17 protein-coding genes and 2 pseudogenes are annotated in these 18,143 nt (G+C 42.6%); 10 read left to right on the top strand and 9 right to left on the bottom strand.

Features of this window, described 5'->3' with window-relative positions; translation table 11 throughout:
* The first annotated feature begins 176 nt into the window (after positions 1-176).
* Positions 177-1,631: a sodium:proton antiporter gene (locus QEO93_RS01705; RefSeq protein WP_032136339.1), complete on the top strand. Its 1,455-nt coding sequence runs from the start codon at positions 177-179 to the stop codon at positions 1,629-1,631.
* 57 nt (positions 1,632-1,688) lie between these two features.
* Positions 1,689-2,384 (top strand): 16S rRNA pseudouridine(516) synthase, encoded by a 696-nt coding sequence (locus QEO93_RS01700; protein ID WP_032136338.1) that lies wholly within the window; start codon positions 1,689-1,691, stop codon positions 2,382-2,384.
* A 37-nt stretch (positions 2,385-2,421) separates the two neighbouring features.
* Here QEO93_RS01700 and QEO93_RS01695 read toward each other — a convergent pair whose 3' ends face one another.
* Positions 2,422-2,682 carry a lysozyme gene (locus tag QEO93_RS01695; RefSeq protein ID WP_052368620.1) on the bottom strand — a complete coding sequence of 87 codons (261 nt, stop codon included), beginning with the start codon at positions 2,680-2,682 and terminating at the stop codon, positions 2,422-2,424.
* 335 nt (positions 2,683-3,017) lie between these two features.
* Between QEO93_RS01695 and QEO93_RS01690 the strand changes: the two genes are divergently transcribed.
* Together QEO93_RS01690 and QEO93_RS01685 are read left to right on the top strand one after the other, a co-directional pair.
* Positions 3,018-3,179 carry a hypothetical protein gene (locus tag QEO93_RS01690; protein WP_228368968.1) on the top strand — a complete coding sequence of 54 codons (162 nt, stop codon included), beginning with the start codon at positions 3,018-3,020 and terminating at the stop codon, positions 3,177-3,179.
* 3 nt (positions 3,180-3,182) lie between these two features.
* The gene (locus tag QEO93_RS01685; RefSeq protein WP_003791865.1) at positions 3,183-3,314 is read left to right on the top strand and encodes a hypothetical protein; all 132 of its coding nucleotides are present in this window, start codon (positions 3,183-3,185) and stop codon (positions 3,312-3,314) included.
* Positions 3,315-3,373: 59 nt separating this feature from the next.
* On the opposite strand, the gene QEO93_RS01680 is transcribed toward QEO93_RS01685, so the two are convergent.
* The 4 genes and pseudogenes from QEO93_RS01680 to QEO93_RS01665 all read right to left on the bottom strand — a co-directional run bounded on the left by QEO93_RS01680 (position 3,374) and on the right by QEO93_RS01665 (position 9,097).
* The gene (locus QEO93_RS01680; protein WP_032136337.1) at positions 3,374-6,142 is read right to left on the bottom strand and encodes a DEAD/DEAH box helicase family protein; all 2,769 of its coding nucleotides are present in this window, start codon (positions 6,140-6,142) and stop codon (positions 3,374-3,376) included.
* Entirely contained in the window at positions 6,139-7,932 is a 1,794-nt protein-coding gene (locus QEO93_RS01675) for a DNA methyltransferase (RefSeq protein WP_245832166.1), read from the bottom strand. The genes QEO93_RS01680 and QEO93_RS01675 overlap by 4 nt, the downstream gene beginning before the upstream one ends.
* 133 nt (positions 7,933-8,065) lie before the next feature.
* Positions 8,066-8,293 (bottom strand): annotated as a pseudogene (locus tag QEO93_RS01670) (site-specific DNA-methyltransferase); the annotation flags it as partial.
* A 9-nt stretch (positions 8,294-8,302) separates the two neighbouring features.
* Positions 8,303-9,097 carry a site-specific integrase gene (locus QEO93_RS01665; RefSeq protein ID WP_089152862.1) on the bottom strand — a complete coding sequence of 265 codons (795 nt, stop codon included), beginning with the start codon at positions 9,095-9,097 and terminating at the stop codon, positions 8,303-8,305.
* 478 nt (positions 9,098-9,575) lie between these two features.
* Here QEO93_RS01665 and QEO93_RS01660 point away from each other — a divergent pair, with 478 nt between their 5' ends.
* The 6 genes and pseudogenes from QEO93_RS01660 to QEO93_RS01635 all read left to right on the top strand — a co-directional run bounded on the left by QEO93_RS01660 (position 9,576) and on the right by QEO93_RS01635 (position 15,946).
* Positions 9,576-10,382, top strand: coding sequence for an outer membrane protein assembly factor BamD (locus QEO93_RS01660; protein ID WP_032136335.1), 807 nt, complete (start codon positions 9,576-9,578; stop codon positions 10,380-10,382).
* Positions 10,383-10,462: 80 nt separating this feature from the next.
* Complete coding sequence (locus tag QEO93_RS01655) at positions 10,463-10,816, top strand: SEL1-like repeat protein (protein ID WP_157686224.1); 354 nt, start codon at positions 10,463-10,465, stop codon at positions 10,814-10,816.
* Positions 10,817-10,865: 49 nt separating this feature from the next.
* Entirely contained in the window at positions 10,866-11,105 is a 240-nt protein-coding gene (locus QEO93_RS01650; RefSeq protein ID WP_032136333.1) for a Fis family transcriptional regulator, read from the top strand.
* A gap of 177 nt (positions 11,106-11,282) precedes the next feature.
* Positions 11,283-15,368, top strand: a complete 4,086-nt coding sequence (locus QEO93_RS01645) for a S6 family peptidase (protein WP_052368618.1) — start codon at positions 11,283-11,285, stop codon at positions 15,366-15,368.
* Positions 15,369-15,569: 201 nt separating this feature from the next.
* A pseudogene (locus QEO93_RS11655) lies at positions 15,570-15,746 on the top strand (hypothetical protein); the annotation flags it as partial.
* A gap of 41 nt (positions 15,747-15,787) precedes the next feature.
* Complete coding sequence (locus QEO93_RS01635) at positions 15,788-15,946, top strand: hypothetical protein (RefSeq protein ID WP_157686223.1); 159 nt, start codon at positions 15,788-15,790, stop codon at positions 15,944-15,946.
* An 18-nt stretch (positions 15,947-15,964) separates the two neighbouring features.
* Here QEO93_RS01635 and QEO93_RS01630 read toward each other — a convergent pair whose 3' ends face one another.
* The 4 genes from QEO93_RS01630 to QEO93_RS01615 form a co-directional block, all read right to left on the bottom strand.
* Complete coding sequence (locus QEO93_RS01630) at positions 15,965-16,720, bottom strand: IS5 family transposase (RefSeq protein WP_085815416.1); 756 nt, start codon at positions 16,718-16,720, stop codon at positions 15,965-15,967.
* A 127-nt stretch (positions 16,721-16,847) separates the two neighbouring features.
* Entirely contained in the window at positions 16,848-17,330 is a 483-nt protein-coding gene (locus QEO93_RS01625) for an IS5 family transposase (RefSeq protein WP_085815393.1), read from the bottom strand.
* Positions 17,331-17,347: 17 nt separating this feature from the next.
* A complete protein-coding gene (locus QEO93_RS01620; protein WP_003792189.1) occupies positions 17,348-17,611 on the bottom strand; it encodes a transposase in 264 nt (87 codons plus the stop codon).
* 34 nt (positions 17,612-17,645) lie between these two features.
* Positions 17,646-18,122, bottom strand: a complete 477-nt coding sequence (locus QEO93_RS01615) for a putative molybdenum carrier protein (protein ID WP_032137701.1) — start codon at positions 18,120-18,122, stop codon at positions 17,646-17,648.
* Positions 18,123-18,143 lie beyond the last annotated feature (21 nt).

Genomic DNA, 18,143 nt, shown 5'->3' with positions numbered 1-18,143 from the left:
GCTATAAAGTCGTATCATTTCATCATTCTTTTAATTGACCCTATCATGGTTTCTCAGCAATAAAATTCGTTACCCACGAAAACTTCATTGAATGAAAAATCGATTGATTACCCATCATGTGATAATCATTTAAAGCTCAATTCACCACGTTTCACAACAATAACAAGGAACACCTTATGAACTTATCTCGTGTAGCCCTTGTTTCGCTGCTGGCTTTACCCGCTTTTGCAAATGCGGCGGAATTTAACGGTGCTGAACTCAGTTTATTGTGGGGCATTCCCTTTGTCCTGATTTTATTGTCTATCGCCACAGGTCCGTTGCTGTTTGCGCACCTTTGGCATCATCACTACGGCAAAATAACTGCCGCTTTAACCGTTCTGTTTCTTACCCCGTTCACGCTGGTTTTTGGGGCGCACGAGAGCGTTCATCTGATTGCCCACGCGCTGATTGGTGAATACATTCCGTTCATTTTATTGCTGCTGGCATTGTTTACCATTTCGGGTGGCATTCTCGTTTGGGGCAACTTACACGGTTCAGCGAAACTGAATACCGCATTGTTGGCGATTGGCACAACTCTCGCCTCAATTATGGGGACAACAGGCGCAGCCATGCTGATGATTCGCCCTCTGCTTCGTGCCAACGATAACCGCAAACACCGCGTTCACGTGGTTGTTTTCTTCATCTTTTTAGTGGCAAACATTGGCGGTGGCTTAACCCCATTGGGCGACCCCCCACTCTTCCTCGGCTTCTTAAAAGGCATAGAATTTTCATGGACAGTGAAACACATGCTGCCACCCGTTTTGATTAGCGCAATTGTGTTGCTCAGCGCGTTTTACTGGCTAGACAACCACTATTTCAAACAACCCGATGAAATTTTGCCGCACGACCCAACACCCGACACTACCCAAAAAGAAGATTTGTACGATGAAATTGACGGTTTCAAAATCTACGGCAAATGGAACTTCTTACTACTCGGTGGCGTGATTGGCGCAGTATTGCTGTCAGGCATTTGGAAACCAGCACATGAAGGTTTCAACATTCTCGGCACACAATACGCCTTGCAAAACCTCGTTCGCGATGCCATTTTAATTGTGCTTACCGTAATTTCCTTGCTGATTACGCCAAAACAAGTTCGCGCAGGCAACGACTTCAATTTTGAACCGATTGCCGAAGTAGGCAAATTATTCCTTGGTATTTTCATCACCATTTCGCCCGTTCTTGCCATTTTGCAGGCAGGCGAAAAAGGCGCATTCGCAGGGATTATCTCGCTGGTTCACGACAGCGCAGGTCAGCCGATTAACACCATGTATTTTTGGATGAGCGGCTTGTTATCCGCATTCTTGGACAACGCCCCAACCTATCTCGTGTTCTTCAACATGGCAGGCGCAGATCCTCACGTTTTAATGCGTGGCGATTTGTTCCACACCTTGCTCGCCATTTCCATGGGTTCAGTATTTATGGGCGCACTCAGCTACATCGGCAACGCGCCAAACTTCATGGTGAAAGCCATTGCCGAACAACGCAAAGTCCCCATGCCTAGCTTTTTCGGTTATATGAAATGGTCGTTTGGCATACTCGTGCCACTGTTTTTATTGCATACATTGATTTTCTTTGTATTCAAGATTTTGTAAAATAAAATGCAGCCTGAACATATTTTCAGGCTGCATTTTATTTCTTTTGGATTTTTTATGAATTTACTCAAATATTTACAAGCCCAAGGCATCGACACACGCAAAGGTTGCCAATGGCTAATTAAAAACGGCTTAGTGCAAATCAACGGCGAAACGCAAACCAACGAAAAAACCGAAGTGCAGCCTGAAAACGTGCAAACGCTCACGATTGAAGGCGAAGACGCGATTGTTGTGCCATTGCCGTATTTCTACATTCTGCTCAACAAGCCAGCCGATTACGAAACCTCGCACAAACCACGCGATTACGCTAGCGTGTTTACCTTGCTGCCCGACCAAGTTCGCGCCGCCGATATTCAAGCCATCGGGCGTTTGGACGCGGACACCACAGGCGTGTTGCTGATTACCAATGACGGGCAATTTAACCACCGCATGACATCGCCCAAACACAAAGTCGCCAAAGTGTATCGCGTAACGCTGAAGCACCCTGCCGATGAAAAACTGTGTCGCAGCCTGAAAAATGGCGTGTTGCTGCATGATGATAATGAAACTGTTGCAGCACAAGAAGCCGTGTTGCGCGATGAAAAAACGCTGGTAATGACGATTACCGAGGGCAAATATCATCAAGTCAAACGCATGGTTGCCGCAGCAGGAAACCGCGTGGAGCATTTGCACCGTGAGCGATTTGGACAGTGGGACACGCAAGATTTGGCATTAGGCGAATGGCGGTTTATCAAGCACGAGAATGCAGCCTGAAAAAATAGCGATACAAAAAATGTATCGCTATTTTTATTTAACCACCAGTCAAAAACAAAGTCCGCTCAGCTGCACAGCGTTTCGTTAAACCAGCCAACGCACGTCCACCCGAAGTGTTCCACTTGCTAAATTCCAACGCCGCGCCCACAAAATCCTTCGCATTCACACGGCGCAACAAAGTGGATTTACGCAAACTGTCCAAACCTACGTTGTAAACAAAACACACCAGCGCATCAAATTGGTTTTGCGAAATTTTCACTTTCACGCTACTGGTTACGCCTTTTTCAAAATCAACCAAAGCTGCACGTAAAAGCGTTGCTGGCTCGTGGGTTGTGATTTGCTCAAAAATGCGAAAAGCGGACGATGTTGTCCGCTTTGTTTTTTTGTTTCACTGTGTGAAATGGCGTTGCAGTTTTTAATCCCACTTTGTTTTGAATTGTCCCGTTTATCTTGCTTGGGTGTGGGTATTTATATTGGTGGGGTTCATCTAGCCCTTGCGTATCAATGGCTCAAGCTATGAATGTTCAACAAGATCTATACTTTCAGAAAACCGTTAGCCAAGATGTAAAACGTAAATTGAGTTCGTGTTTTGTGGCGGAAAATGAATAAGGCGAGATAGTTGGCTTTTATACGTTGGCAGCGACAGGTATTTGCCTTGACTTGCTGCCTGAAAGCGAAGCCAAAAAATTGCCGAAATATCCGCTTATTCCGTGTGTATTGTTGGGACGATTAGCAGTTGATGAACGATTTACAGGACAAGGATTAGGGCGCGTATTGTTGGTTGATGCAATTTAGCGCGTGAGCCGTTCTGATATTGCTGCGTTTGCTGTGATGGTAGAAGCAAAAGATGAATCAGCTAAATTGTTTTACGAAAAAATGGGTTTTCAAGCATTGATTGATGAACCATTGCGATTGTTTTTCAAATTATGATTTTCAGACTGCCTGTTACCTGTTCAGGCAGCCTGAAATTATGCTAATTGTCAGGTAAATCAACTCAATGGAAATAACTGGTCAAACTTATCATATTGTTTAGGATTTTTCTCTTTATCAGCAAAAAACGGCAAGCCAATCAAACGATAATGCGGTGTATCTTTTTGCAAAATCCTATTTCTACCGTATTGTGTGGTAATCGCATTTAAGAAATCTTGTTTCCAAGAATCCGTTGCTATCAAATGTTCGCCTTTTGGTTCAATGAAAATTTGATAATGCAATAAATGATCTGTTTGATTAACGGTGGATTGATGTTTATCTTTCAGTAATAAAATAAAATCAGGCATAAAACCATCGCCATTGTCAAAATTAGCCAATTTCAACACTTCTTCATTACGGATTAACTTCACATCGTAATTGGCTTGCAAATTCTTTAACTCATTAACAATATAATTAATTAACTGTTCTTCCAAATTATTGCCAATAAAATTATCCATCACATACCAATCATGATTTTGAATAACTGATTGTTTAATATCTGTTGCATTAACCCATTTTTGTTTTGGCTGACTGAAAATATCCCACAATTTTTTTGATGTAAATTCAGTTGTACCAACAAATGGCTTATCACTTTGATTTAAATGCGCTTCAACCTTATCCAACACATTCAAACACGCTTGCAATTTATCATCAGGGCTGATTTTTTGATTGTTGCCTAAACCCAAAAATTTAATTTTCCAATCTTTGAGTAAATCCGTTTGCAATTCATCACGACTGGCAATATTCAATTTCGTTTGCAACTGGTTAAAATGAAACAAGGAATTTGCCCTTTTCCCCTTGATATGCAAAGCCTTATTGAAAATATGTTTTTCCATTTTCGCTATGGTAATCGGTTCATGAGACGAACCTGATTTGCCAATTTGTTGCGATTTCTCATCTTTTTCATCGGCTGAAAATTGCGTTTCCTGCACAACCTGACTGCCATGCGCGGTAAAAACAATCGTTTGCGGATTAGCTTTTAAACTATCTGCATTATTGGTTTTTGCATTCAGATTAGGTTGTTTTTTATTTACCCAAATCAAAATATTTTTAAAACTTTCATCTTGGGCAAATTCAGGTTTTAAACCAATTTCAACTAAAACCTTATCCGAGTTTTCAGGCAAAAAACCATCTTTACGCAATTCCGCTTTCAATTCAGAAATATAGCGTGATTGTTCATCATGCGTGTAGTAAGACAATTCTTCCAGCACACGCAACTCATGCTGTAAATCTTCATCAAATTTGCGTTTATTGGGTAATTTATCGCCAAACACAAACGGAAAATAACGCACACCACGCCCGATTAGCTGTTTTTCTGATACCGTTGCACTTGCTGTTTTGCCTGATTTTTTGTTTGAACCACCGCCATTTTGCCCCTCATATAAACGAACAATATCAAACAAATTCAGCACGTCCCAACCTTCAGTTAATCTATCTACCGTAAAAATGGCACGGATTGGATTATCAGTCGCTTCCAAATTGTTTAGCAATTTTTCGGTTTCGCTGTCGGTTTTTTCTTTTTTGGTTTTATTGGTTTGTGAATTGGTAATAATCACATTGTGCGCCTGATAAGATTGACGAATCCAATCCGCAATATGGCTCGTTTCCAAGCCTTGCTCACGCATAAACGCCAACGCTTGTTCCGTGCGTGTTTTACCTTGTTCATTTTCATTTTCGTCCGCTTTCAGGTTGCCTGAAAGCCGATTTAAAAATTCAAAATCCGACCCCTGAATATTTTGCGACCATTGCAAAAATTCTCGATAATCCGACCAAGATTCATCAATCGTTTTGCTGCGAAACAACATCACAGGCTTGAAATTGGCAATGCCATGTTTCAACGCAATTTGATGGCGATGCCAAGCAAACAGCAGCGCGTGTAACACGCGCTCTTTTTTCGTAAATGTAGAAGAAATTAAATTAATCGCTTTCGTATAACCCTTGCTCAAAAAATCTTTCAAATCAAATTTCGCAATGATTTTATCGCGGTATTTTTCCTGCACTTCCGCTTTTTCAGGTAGCGTGGCAGTGAATTCCAACAAGACATTCTTGGATTGGCTTGAATTTCCGTTTTTATTCAACAACAATTCCAGAACCATATGTTCCCAGCCTTTGCGTTCAATTTCGGCATCGCTGGTACGGTCATTAATTTCTTTCTCCAAATCCAAGTCCGATGTATTACCTTTTTTGGTTTGCGCGTTTAAATGGTGTGCTTCATCGCCTAGCATCACAAGATTCAATTCGTGCAAATCCGCCAATGTGGTTTGATTTTCTCGCTCGGTGTGAATATCGTTATATAGTTTTTGAATGGTGGTAAATTTAATTTCAATGCCGTCTGAATATTGGCTAAATGTCTCCACTTTGCGAATAGGAATTACCGTATCACCTTGCAAAATCTTCTCGGTAAATAAAAATTTCGCGTGCGTCGGGTCAATAAAATTATTTTCTGTTTTATCAACAATATTGTTTTGATTCACAAAAAACAGAAAATGGCGATAACCCTTGTCAAAATAATACAAAATCAACGCAGCCATCATCAGAGTTTTACCTGCGCCTGTTGCCATATTGAACAATAAATGTGTTGGACGATTTTTGATTTCAGGAAAATCTTCCAACTCAGTTTGTGGGTCTTGAAAAATTAAAAAATTCTCCAATGCTTCTCGTTGCCACTCAAATAAATCATATTTCAAATTATGGGTAATAAATTCAGGAATGGCTAATTTTTCAGGCAGCCTCTTACGCAAAAATTTCTTTTCTTCTTCAATGGCATTAACTAAAATTTTATTGCTCATTCTTTTTCTCCGTCTTGATAAAACTGGCAGTTTAATGCTTTATCTTCATCATTTAGGCAGCCTGAAAACTGTGCGTCATTCATTTCTGAATACGACACATACATCTGATTTAAATCCAACATTTCAAGCACCATTTGTTTTTGTTCATCAAGTAGTAAGGTTTGAAATTCAGGCTCGTTAATAATTTGACTAAATTCATTGACGCTTACATTGTATTTTAGGAAATAATGTTCGCATAAATCTTCAAACAACGCTTTTAGGCAGCCTGCACTTTCACACGCCAAAATTTGTTGTTTTGCGGTTTCGTTAAATGGTGCAAGTTCGGCATAAACAAACTCGCCACCACCTTGCCAGTTTACGGCTTTGGAAATACCGCCTTGCTCGCCATCAATCACTTTTTTTAAGCGTTCAACGGCAAGCGTTTCAATATAATCCATTTGTTCAATACCGATGTATTGGCGGTTCATTTTATGGGCGACGGCAGCGGTTGTGCCACTGCCTAAATGGTAGTCTAGGACGATGTCGCCTTGTTCAGTAACCATATTTATTAAATAAGAAATTAAACTTTCAGGTTTGGGGTATTTAAAAATATCTCTCCCAAATAGACTAAATAATTCTTTTTTTGCATCTTCATTAGTCCCCACTCCACATTCCATTTTACTAATTAAATTTGATGGCTTTTTATTACGTTCACCTTCACGAATATAACGAATAGCAAATTTTTCAGATTTAATAATAAAGGTTATATTATTTTTAATTTCTTCTGTTATAGTATCTTGTGTCCATTTAAAATTACCTGATAATTTAAAAGAGGTATTATTCCATCCGTTACAAACAATTAATTCACTTTCTAGTTTTGTTTTATCTTTTTTAGCAGGATAATAAGTACCATCTGGAATTTTAAATTGTACGGAAAAAGCGGGAAATTCTAATGTATTTAATGCATTGCTTTCATTTAATAAAGGCATATCCCCACCTTCCACTATACCGCCAAACAATCCCTCAAATGTACTCTTTCGATAACACAAAATATATTCCAATTTCTTTCGTACATTTTTAGATAATGATGGTGGTGTGGCTGTTTTCATCCACATAAAATAAGAAATAAAATTTTCTTTTTCAAAAATGTCATCCATAAGTAATTTAAGTTGTGCCAAACCATCATCATCAATAGATACAAAAATTACTCCATCATCTACTAATAATTTTTTAGCAATCTCCAACCTATTCTTCATAAAGGTAAGCCAAGTGGATAATTTAAAATTAGAATTATAGGAAAAACTATCCTCTGCCTTATTTTTCCTAAAATAATAGGGCGGGTCAATATAAATCAGCTTCACTTTGCCTTTAAACTGTTTGACAAGCGAATGCAGGGCAATCAGATTATTGCCTTTGATAATAAGGTTTTCGGCTGGTGTGCCGTCTGAATGGCGTTTGATTTCGCCAACGGCTTGTTTGCCGTCTGGGGTATAGCGAGAGAATTTTGAGAATGCTTTTGCGTCAAAAAGTCGGTCAATTTCATCAAAAGCAAGCGTTTGATTAAAAAAGATTTCTTGTCTTTTTCGGGTTAATTTAGTGTATAATTGGCTGGCTGGCTGGCTGGCTGGCTGGCTGGCTGGCTGGCTGGCTGGCTGGCTGGCTGGCTGGCTGGCTGGCTGGCTGGCTGGCTGGCTGGCTGGCTGGCTGGCTGGCTGGCTGGCTGGCTGGCTGGCTGGCTGGCTGGCTGGCTGGCTGGCTGTTATTGCGTTTAAAATAAATTTCTTCGCCTTCTTCGGTGCTTTGTCCGCCATTCAATACACAATCTTTAAACGGAAAATCCAATACAATATCGGTGCTATCTTTTAAAAAGCGTTGTCCGTCCGTTAAGCCAATACGGTTGGCAAATCGGGTGTAGGAATTGTTTACGCTGTGTTTATCCAAGAAAAAACGGAAATCTTGCGTTTTGAACACAAATACGCCGTTTATTTCAGCAAAAAAATGGCGTTTGAGCGTTTCGTTTTGCAGCAGCAAACCGATAATTGCTGGGTCAGTTTTTTCTGCTAAATCCAACAAAATATTTTTTGCTAAAATTGTTTTTGCTTCGTCTACCCATACGTTGTTGTGTAATTGTAGGGCTTCGTTTAATTGGTCTTGAATTTTACTATCTATCATTGGATATCCTTACTTGTTAAAGTTAATAATTTGGTAGTGTCCTGAAATCTTGGCTAAAGTCTCCACTGGCACTTTTTTACTCATGCGTGTCAAGGCTTCGCGATGACTGTCGTGAAAGTGCAAATCTTGAATTTGACACCGGTCTCTTGCCTGGCGGAATATTGTATCTAGCGTTTGCGATGTGAGTGCAAACACCCTGTGCACATCTATTCCTTTCATGCTGCTTAAAATCTCTATCGCTCGCTTAGACAGTGGCACATCACGGCTATGCCCGTTTTTTGTCATGGGTAGATGAGCAAGGCGACGTGTGAAGTCTATATTATTCCATATTAGCCAGACAATTTTACCTGCGTGCATGGCAGTTTCTATTGCAAACAAAAAGGCAGCAGCGACGCGCTGGTAAACTAGTTCTGGCGGTTCATTTAGATTGTAGATTAAGGCAGTACAGATGTCATTGATTTCTTGCTGAGTTGGGCGACGTGTACGTTCTTTTGGATTTTTGGGTTTACTGATTTTTCTGATTGGGTTTTCGTGTAACAATCCCCATTCTCGCATAGCTAATTCACAAATAATGGATAATATAGCTAGCTCTCGGTTTACTGTGCTACTTTTTACACTTTTTAGGCGAACATCTCGATAAGTTACGAAGTCTTGAGGCTTAATCTCGGGTAATGGAATATTGAGTAATTCGCTACGATAAAATACATTCACTTGGTTTCTTTCTTGCCGCTCACCGCGTTTTTTTGGGATAATTTCAATAACATAACGGTCTATTAAATCTTTAAACGTGAGATGTCGTGCCACGTTGCCTTGCGTTCCATCTATAATTTGAGTTTCTAGACGTGTCGCCCATGCTTTTGCGTCCGCATGGCGTTGAAATGTAGCGGACGCGATACGCCTTTATTCTAACCTGTACGCGCCATTTATCGCCGCGCTGTGTGAATGTTGCCATAATGATTACCTTTAAATCTTGGTGTAAATTTGGTGCAATCATTATGGATTAATATAAGGTTGAAGTGTAGCTGTGTAGGGTGGTTTATTATATTACTCTTTGATTAATAGGGTAATATAGGGAGATTTAGGGTCTTAATGTATTAAGGTAGAGTGATTTTAGAAGCAAAGTCGGGTGCGCCACAGCCCTCTATCTATCGCGATTTAATCTTTCCTTTCATTCCCTTTTCTTAAAATGTGAATACCCACAATATAAATATAATTCATTACAACACTTTGAAAACCACACAGATTGTGGTTAAATTGTGCCCAATTTGCAAAGGAATTATCTATGAAAAAAACCTTGTTAATGATTTCTATCGCATTAGCACTATCCGCTTGTGCTACTGAAAAAAACAGTATCGATAAAGAAGTTCGCGAAACCAAAGAATGGTCGAATAACCGCTTATACCGCGAAGCACGAACAGAATTAGACAGTGGCAATTATCAACGTTCCGCTAAATTATATGATGTATTGCGTTCACGCCAAGCAGATGGACGATTCACCGAACAATCATTGATTGACACTGCATACGCATATTACAAAAACGAAGAGCCAACCAAAGCACTGAATGCTTTAGTGCGATTTGAGCACAACTTCCCTGTTAGCGTAGATATGGACTACGCCCTCTATTTGCGTGGTTTAATCCTATTTGATGAAGACCAATCATTCTTGCAAAAATTAGCATCGCAAGACTGGTCAGACCGCGACCCTGAAGCCAACCGCCGCGCTTATCTTGCCTTTGAAGAATTGGTGCGCCGTTTTCCACAAAGCAAATACGCAGAAGATTCACGCAAGCGCATGGCTCAGTTAGTGGACGCACTAGGTGGACATGAATTAGCGATTGCACGCTATTACGCCAAACGTGGCGCATACATTGCCGCAAACAACCGCGCACAAGAAGTTTTGCGTAAATTCCAAAATACGCGCTATGTAGAAGAAGCCTTAGCCATTATGGCTTTTAGTTACGACAAAATGGGACATGCACAATTAGCAGCAGATACCAATCGTGTATTAAAACAAAACTTCCCACAAAGCCCCTATTTAGAAAAAGCGTGGGTAGCTGATGATATGCCATGGTGGCGTTACTGGAAATAATCGTTTGGAATGAAATATTGAAAACTAGGCGTTTCAGGCTGCCTGAAACGCTTTGTTTATACCGAAAGAATACTATGAAAATGAAAGCGATTTTACTAGCAGGATTGATGGTATCATCAACTTTTGCTTATGCAGATAAACAATTCACAGAAGCAGAAGTACACGAATACCGCCAAATGATGAAAGAAGTCGGCGAAGATTGGCGAGCGGATAACAGCAAAGCCGCATTTGCAAAAGTAAAAATCTTAGCAAAAAAAGGCTTTCCTGAAGCGCAATATATTTTGGGAACGCTGTATCACGATGGCGAAGGCACAGAAGCCAATAAAGCTCAAGCCACTATTTGGTATCGCAAAGCGATTAACCAAAGTACTAATCCCCAAATTGCCACATTAGCCCGCGAAGCCTTGACTGATTTAGAACAAAATCGCCAATAATCGTATTCTTATTCATTTTAAAACCGAAATCACTTTACCCATAAATATCATGTCTAATATCCCCGATATTGCCGATTGCATTGAGAAAAACTTGGCTCAATATTTCTATGATTTAAATGGAGAAACCCCTTGCGGCGTGTACGATATGGTTCTATTTCAAGTAGAAAAACCCATGCTGCAATACGTTATGGAACAATGTGGCGGCAACCAATGCAAAGCCGCCGCCATTCTCGGTTTAAATCGCAATACATTACGCAAGAAATTAGTACAGCATCGTTTGCTAGATTAAACAAAAAGCAGCCTGAAAACCATTTTTCAGGCTGCTTTTTATTTACCCCATTTGCAGAAACTAAACGCAAAAAATTCCGCTAGATTTTTTCTTATTTACTGCTATAATCCGCCCCGATTTTTATCAACCAAACAAAAAACCAACTGAAAAACAACCTTTTATCCCACTCCAGCCGCTATGAAGAAAAACAAAATCGCTCGCCGTATTTTCACACGCACACTCCTATCTATCCTAATCCCAACCGCCATGACGCAACACGCCCATTCATCAGGTGTACGCAGCGACATTGACTACCAACTCTACCGCGATTTCGCTGAAAATCGCGGTCGTTTCACAGCAGGCGCGACCAATCTCAACATTATCAACAAAAGCGGTGTATCAATCGGCAACGTGCTGCCAGATGGCATTGGCATGCCCGATTTCAGCGCAGCCTTGCGAAACTCCGCCGTTGCCACGCTAATCGACCCACAATATCTCGTTAGCGTGCAGCACAACGGCGGCTACAAAACCGCCGAGTTTGGCTACGCAGGCAACAATCCCAACCAACACGTTTACAGCTATCAATTAACCGACCGCAACGAATTCAGTCGCGCCGACCCTTATCTGTTTTACGACTACCACGCACCACGTTTGCATAAATTGGTAACCGAAACCGCGCCAGCCAACGTCAGCAGCGTCAATCCATACGAAGTGGACAACAGCAAAAATCCGTATCGCGACAGCAAACGCTTCCCCGTATTTATCCGCATGGGCGGCGGCACACAATTTTTGCGCAACACAGACGGCACAACTACCGACATGGGCGGCGCGTACACCTATCGCATTGGCGGCAACGCCTTCAAAATTATCGCGTCAGGCAAAGGGCATTTGGACTTTGAAGACAACGATTACTACAAACCCGATTACAACACCACCGCCTTGCCAGCCTACGCCATGCAAGGCGACAGCGGCTCGCCTGTTTATGCCTACGATATCACCGAAAACCGTTGGGTGCTGATTGGCGTATTGCAAGCCAACTGGAGTGGGCCAGACGGCACAACCAAAACAGGCACAAGATACCGCGTACAAACCGTGCGCCCGACATTCAATGCGCAATCTATCGCAGACGACACCACCGCGCCTTTAAACAACACGCAGCCTGAAAACACGTTCAACTGGATTGCCAACGGCAACACCAGCAACATCACATCAGGCAGCACAACCGTTGCCAACGTAGATTTATACGACGACACCCAAAGCACCGAAGCCAATAAATTGCAGCACGGCAAAACGCTGCACATCAATGGCGAAAACGGCACAATCCAGCTCGGCAGCAGCATCAACCAAGGCGCAGGCGCATTGCATTTTCACAGCAATTACACCGTCAGCGCGGCGGATAACAACTTCACGCACCAAGGCGCAGGCGTGTCTGTCGATGCAGACAAAACCGTAAACTGGCAAGTGAAAAACCCAACAGGCGACCGATTGTCCAAAATTGGCACAGGCACGTTAAACGTGAGCGGCGAAGGTGGTAATTCAGGCAGCATTAGTGTGGGTGACGGCACAGTTATCCTAAACCAACGCGCCGACGTTTCAGGCAGCAAACAAGCGTTTTCCGAATTAGGCATCGTCAGCGGACGACCCACCGTTGTGTTAGGCACAGCCGACCAAATGGATTTGAACAAAATCTATTTTGGCTATCACGGCGGACGCTTGGATGTGAACGGACAAAACGCCCAGTTCAACTACATTCAAAACGTGGACGACGGTGCACAAATCGTCAATCACACCGACCAAAAAGCCACCGTAACCGTGCAAACTACAGCCCCTGTTTTAATGACTGTTGATAACATCAAATGGTCAAATTGGGGGCAACGCAGCGAAGGTATGTATGAATACACCAACGGCTGGGCATCAGGACGCAAAGACTATTTCGTCCTGAAACCAAACGGCAATCCGTCTGCCTATTACCCAACCAACGGCACAAGCAACGGCAACTGGGAATATTTAGGCAGCGACAAAGCCAAAGCGATTGAAACCTATTTAGAACGCGAAAACGCCAAACGCACCGCCGCACGCTATCACGCATTCAACGGCTGGATTGGCGAAACCGACAGCAATCGCAAAAATGGCGCATTGGATTTTCAATATCAAGGCAATATCACAGGCGATTTGCTGATGATTTCAGGCGGCACGAACGTGAACGGAAATATCACCGTGAGCAACGGCAATTTATTATTGTCGGGTCGCCACACACCACACGCTTACGACCACCAAAACAAAACCGAAATTTTTGACGAAAACGACTGGATGACGCGCGATTTCGCTGCCACCCAGTTTGTAGCAAAAGACAAAGGCGCGTTGTATTTCGGGCGCAATGTTGGCAATGTGAAAGGCGATATTGTCGTGCAAGACAACGCTCGCGCCACGGTGGGCTATGTGGCTGGCGAAACCCCCGTGTGCGTTCGTTCCGACCAATCAGGCGCAGTTTCATGCGAAATCAACAACGCTACCGCCGTGAGCGAAAGCGCGTTGGCAAATCTCACGCGCACCGAATGGGCAGGCAACGCCACTTTAAGCGATTCCGCGCAATTAACTTTGGGTAAAGCCCACTTTTCAGGCAGCCTGAAAGCCGAAAACAGCACCACGCTCGCCATGAAAAAAGACGCGCTGTGGGATATGCCAAGCAACCAAACTATTGGCAATTTGGCAGGTGAAAATGGCGAAATCGTATTGCACCCAACCAATGTTGCGCCCGATGAATTTCACACTTTAATCGTGAACGGCAATCTTTCAGGCAGCCTGAAATGGGGTTTTAACACCGATATTGCCCAAAATCGTGGCGACCAAGTGATTGTGAACGGCACAGCAACAGGTACGCATACTTTGGCGGTTAAAAACACCGATACCGAACCCACGCAGCCTGAAAAACTGGTGTTGATGAAATTGCAAAATGCCGCGCAAAAAGCTAGCGATGTGAACATTGCCTTGGAAAATGGCTATGTGGACGCAGGCGCGTGGCGTTACAACTTGGCAAGTAACGCGCAAAACGATTACTACTTGCACAGTCCTGTGAAAGAGCAAGAGTTTGCCGAAGCGGCAGAAGCTGAGAAAAAACGCTTGGCAGAAGAAGCTGAGAAATTAGCAGCACAAAAACGTGCGGAAGAAGAAGCGAAGCGATTGGCAGAGCAGGAAGCAGCACGTAAATTAGCTGAACGACAGGCTGCTGAAGCTGCTCAAAAACTCGCCGATGAACTTGCGCGTAAACAAGCGGAATTAGCTAAAGCAGAAGCCGAAAAACGCGCAGCCACCGAAGCCGCTAAACGCGCCCAAGAAGAAGCCGAAGCTGCTGCGCTCGCTAAAGTAAAAGCTGAAGCCGCATTGTTGCAACAGCAACAAGCTAAGTTAGTCAGCGCATACAGCAACACCGCCCTGTCCGAACTATCCGCGCAAGCGTATACCTTGGAACACATCGGCAAACGTATTGAGCAACGCGTTCACAAAACCCACCGCGACCAAACAGGCGTGTGGCTAGAAACCGACTGGCAAAAAACCAAACACGAATCCGATAATTATCGCGGTTACGAACACGAAGAAGTCCTCACCCAACTGGGCGCAGACAAAACCATTCGCACACAAAACAGCGATGTGTTAATCGGTGCAGCCCTCAGCCACGCCCAAACCGATTTGGATTTTGACGGCGACGCAGATGGTAACACCAAAACCACCATCGGCAGCGTGTACGGCAAAGCCCAGTTTGACAACGGCATGTTTATCGCCGCAGACGCAGGCATTGGTCGCGCCAGCAGCAAAGTCAGCGTGGAACACACTCACGCTGATTTTAAACGCAATGTTGCCGAAGCAGGCATCAGCACAGGCTATCGCCTAAACGTGAACAACTGGCAAATTCAACCACACATCGGCACGCGCTATTACCACTTAGGCAGCACACGTTATTGGCTGGGCAACACACGCGTAAACGCTCCAAGCGCAGACATCGTCGCGCCATACGCAGGCATCAATCTTGCCTACAACATCACGTTGAGCAACGGCGTGAAATTGCAGCCAACTTTCAGCAGCATTTATCGCAATGCCAATCGCAAAGCGGATTTGGACGTGAATAGCTATCGCTTAACGCAACAATTCGGACGCTTCTGGGAAAACGAGTTGGGCTTAAACGCGCAGTTTGGCAACTGGAATGCAGATGTGTTTGTGGGTTATGCAAAGGGCAACGAAACAGGTTCACGCAAATCCGCAGGGACAACCGTGAAATATGTTTGGTAACGCAGCCTGAAAACAGAAAATGCAGCCTGAAAATGGTTTTCAGGCTGCATTTTAATGTATAGTAAATTCAAAATAAGGGTTAAAGGACAAAATGGTTGGTAAAAATCGCTGAAAGCCTTATGCTTAAAGGCTTTCAGATAGGTCAAATGCTTTGAACACAAAAAATGCCCTTTTTGCCACTCAAATTCCGTTCAAAAATACGGAACGCATAACCATAAACAACGCTATTTTTGCACCCAATGTAAGAAGTATTTAAACGGTGGAATACGCTTAAATAACGATGAACTTTGGCAACAATATCGCGATGAACATCGCACCATTGAGCAACTGGCTCAACAGTACCAAAATGCAGCACCAAAACAATTCAACGCCGCTTAAAATGAGCAACGAAACAAAATCACTTTTCGCACCCGAAAAAAGTGAATGTAATTTTGGATACGACTTATTTTGGGCATACTTTTGGTGCGTTGGTTTTAATGGATAGTGTGAGTAAACAAGTTTTATTCGTTGATATTGTCGCTTATGAAACCAATCAGCTTTATTATCAAACAGTACAAAAATTAAAGGGGCTGTCCTAGGGGCTAATGACATTTTAGCTATAATTTTAACCAAATCAAAGCACAAGCTAATGACACGGTACTTTCATAATTACGTTTTAATTTATCGTACCGTGTTGCCAGTGCACGAAAATGCTTTAATCGTGCAAAAGCATTTTCTACCAAGTGCCTGATTTTATATAAATACCAATCTGTGTCCACATTAAGATGTTCTCTATTTTTCTTATATGGAATATTGGCTTTACTTTGTTTAGAATGAATTAACCGACGAAAAGTATCACTGTCAAAACCCCTATCAGCACACACGGTTTCATTATCACTTAAGTCCAATTGTGCCAATAAATCAGGCGCAACAACAATCTCATTTACATTACCAGCTGTAATCATAAATTCAATTGGATTACCACAAGCATCAACCGCTAAATGAATTTTAGACGTATGACCTCCGATACTCTTACCGACAGCTTGATGCACAATGGATTTTTTACCCATGCCGTGTTGATGAACACGGATATGACTACCGTCCATAAAGACCCATTCCATATCGGGTGTATCTGCCAAATGTTTAAATAATTTGGTAAAAATACCGCGTTTAGACCAGCGATTGAAACTTTGGTAAAGGCTGTTTGCTTTACCAAAATAACTAGGTATATCAGCCCATTGGCAGCCTGTACGTAAGCGAAACAGGATACCTTCTACTGTTTTGCGTAAATTTTTCTTGCGATAAATGCCAAGCTGTTTCAAAATGGGCAACAGTCTTGACCATGTTTCATTTGTAAGCGTGTTTCGGGACATGGCAAAGGTTTAGGATGGTTGTGTGGAAACAATATCTTATATCCTTTGCCTCTTTTTTTGAATTGTCAATAGCCCCTAGATAACTAGAATAAACTCGATTTTACTAAGAACCCGTATTCACAAACAACTATTTGATAAATTTTAATATTTGTGAAATATACCCTAGTTTAACAAAATTTTCAGCAGATAAATTCGTCTGCTCAAAATCTTTTGCTAAACGTCGAGACCAACCTAACCATGCAAACGTTCGTTCTACAATCCAACGTTTGGGCAGAATATGCCAAGAAATATCTTGAATTCTCTTTGAAATCTCAACAGTTAAACCCAATTGCTCTGATACTTCACGCTCAAATGTATTCCGATAACCTGCGTCCGCACAGAAACCTTTTAAACTCGGATAGGTCTCAAACGCTTTTTTTGCTACAAAAATACCTGCTTTTGTGTCATGAATATTGGCTGCATGAACCACAACAGACAATAGATTACCCAACGTATCAACAGCTATATGTCGCTTACGACCTTTGATTTTTTTACCTCCATCAAAACCTTTATCATGTGCGCTAGAAGCTGTTTTGACACTTTGTGAATCAAGAATGGCATAAGTTGGCATTGCTTGTTTTTGATGGATTAAACGTTTTTTTGAACCAATGCCAAAAGAATTCTATCCCATAAGCCTGATTGATTGGCTCTGCGATAGAAACTCCATACGGTTGAATAAGGTGGAAAATCATTGGGCAGCATACGCCATTGGCAACCTGTTTTGGTGATGTACAAAACGGCATTCACTAATTGACGTTTATCCCATTTGTAGTGGCGTAGCTGGTTAAAATATGGCTCAATCGCTTGCCATTGGGCATCTGTTAAGTCTGTTGGGTAGGATTTTCTAGTCATAAAGATATTTTATCATTTTTGTGAATACAGGTTCTTACATTTCGCGCAAGTATTGTATCGCCGACAACACCGCTTTTTCTGTGAATAATTCAATTGTCGGCACAACCGAACCGCGAGAACCACCCACATTCAACACGCTAGTCCGATGACGTTGCACAAATTCTGCAATGTGTTTGCCAGCGATTTCAGGCAGCAGTACGGACGAATCGAGCAGCAAATATGGTTTGCGCTGAGAAATGCAGGTTTTTAGCGTCAATTCCGTGCCGCTACCAAGCGCGATTTCCGTGTGATAAACGATAACAGTCACGTCGCTGTCTAGCACATTTTGGCGCGTGCGTTTACGGTAGCCTGCGCCAACGAGTGGCCTAACGGGATAATGCGGTGGAATTTCACCGTCTTCCGCGTGGCGGTCTTCGGGACACCAGCCACCGCAAGGGATTTGTGCGGCAAGCGCGGCATTGAGTGCACCACGGTCTGCGCCTGTTTGTGCGCCAGAAATGATTTTTAGCATAGAGGATTTTTCCTTTCAGGC

It is taken from the genome of Kingella negevensis, from assembly GCF_030177895.1.
GTDB lineage: Bacteria > Pseudomonadota > Gammaproteobacteria > Burkholderiales > Neisseriaceae > Kingella_C > Kingella_C negevensis.
This window is presented reverse-complemented; position numbering and strand designations above follow the sequence as displayed.

What these genes read in the sequence shown, in the direction of transcription:
- QEO93_RS01705 (WP_032136339.1), top strand. Translation starts at nt 177, where the DNA reads ATGAACTTATCTCGTGTAGCCCTTGTTTCGCTGCTGGCTTTACCCGCT.
- QEO93_RS01700 (WP_032136338.1), top strand. Translation starts at nt 1,689, where the DNA reads ATGAATTTACTCAAATATTTACAAGCCCAAGGCATCGACACACGCAAA.
- QEO93_RS01680 (WP_032136337.1), bottom strand. Translation starts at nt 6,142, where the DNA reads ATGAGCAATAAAATTTTAGTTAATGCCATTGAAGAAGAAAAGAAATTT.
- QEO93_RS01675 (WP_245832166.1), bottom strand. Translation starts at nt 7,932, where the DNA reads ATGGCGGACAAAGCACCGAAGAAGGCGAAGAAATTTATTTTAAACGCA.
- QEO93_RS01660 (WP_032136335.1), top strand. Translation starts at nt 9,576, where the DNA reads ATGAAAAAAACCTTGTTAATGATTTCTATCGCATTAGCACTATCCGCT.
- QEO93_RS01655 (WP_157686224.1), top strand. Translation starts at nt 10,463, where the DNA reads ATGAAAGCGATTTTACTAGCAGGATTGATGGTATCATCAACTTTTGCT.
- QEO93_RS01650 (WP_032136333.1), top strand. Translation starts at nt 10,866, where the DNA reads ATGTCTAATATCCCCGATATTGCCGATTGCATTGAGAAAAACTTGGCT.
- QEO93_RS01645 (WP_052368618.1), top strand. Translation starts at nt 11,283, where the DNA reads ATGAAGAAAAACAAAATCGCTCGCCGTATTTTCACACGCACACTCCTA.
- QEO93_RS01630 (WP_085815416.1), bottom strand. Translation starts at nt 16,720, where the DNA reads ATGTCCCGAAACACGCTTACAAATGAAACATGGTCAAGACTGTTGCCC.
- QEO93_RS01625 (WP_085815393.1), bottom strand. Translation starts at nt 17,330, where the DNA reads ATGCCAACTTATGCCATTCTTGATTCACAAAGTGTCAAAACAGCTTCT.
- QEO93_RS01620 (WP_003792189.1), bottom strand. Translation starts at nt 17,611, where the DNA reads ATGACTAGAAAATCCTACCCAACAGACTTAACAGATGCCCAATGGCAA.
- QEO93_RS01615 (WP_032137701.1), bottom strand. Translation starts at nt 18,122, where the DNA reads ATGCTAAAAATCATTTCTGGCGCACAAACAGGCGCAGACCGTGGTGCA.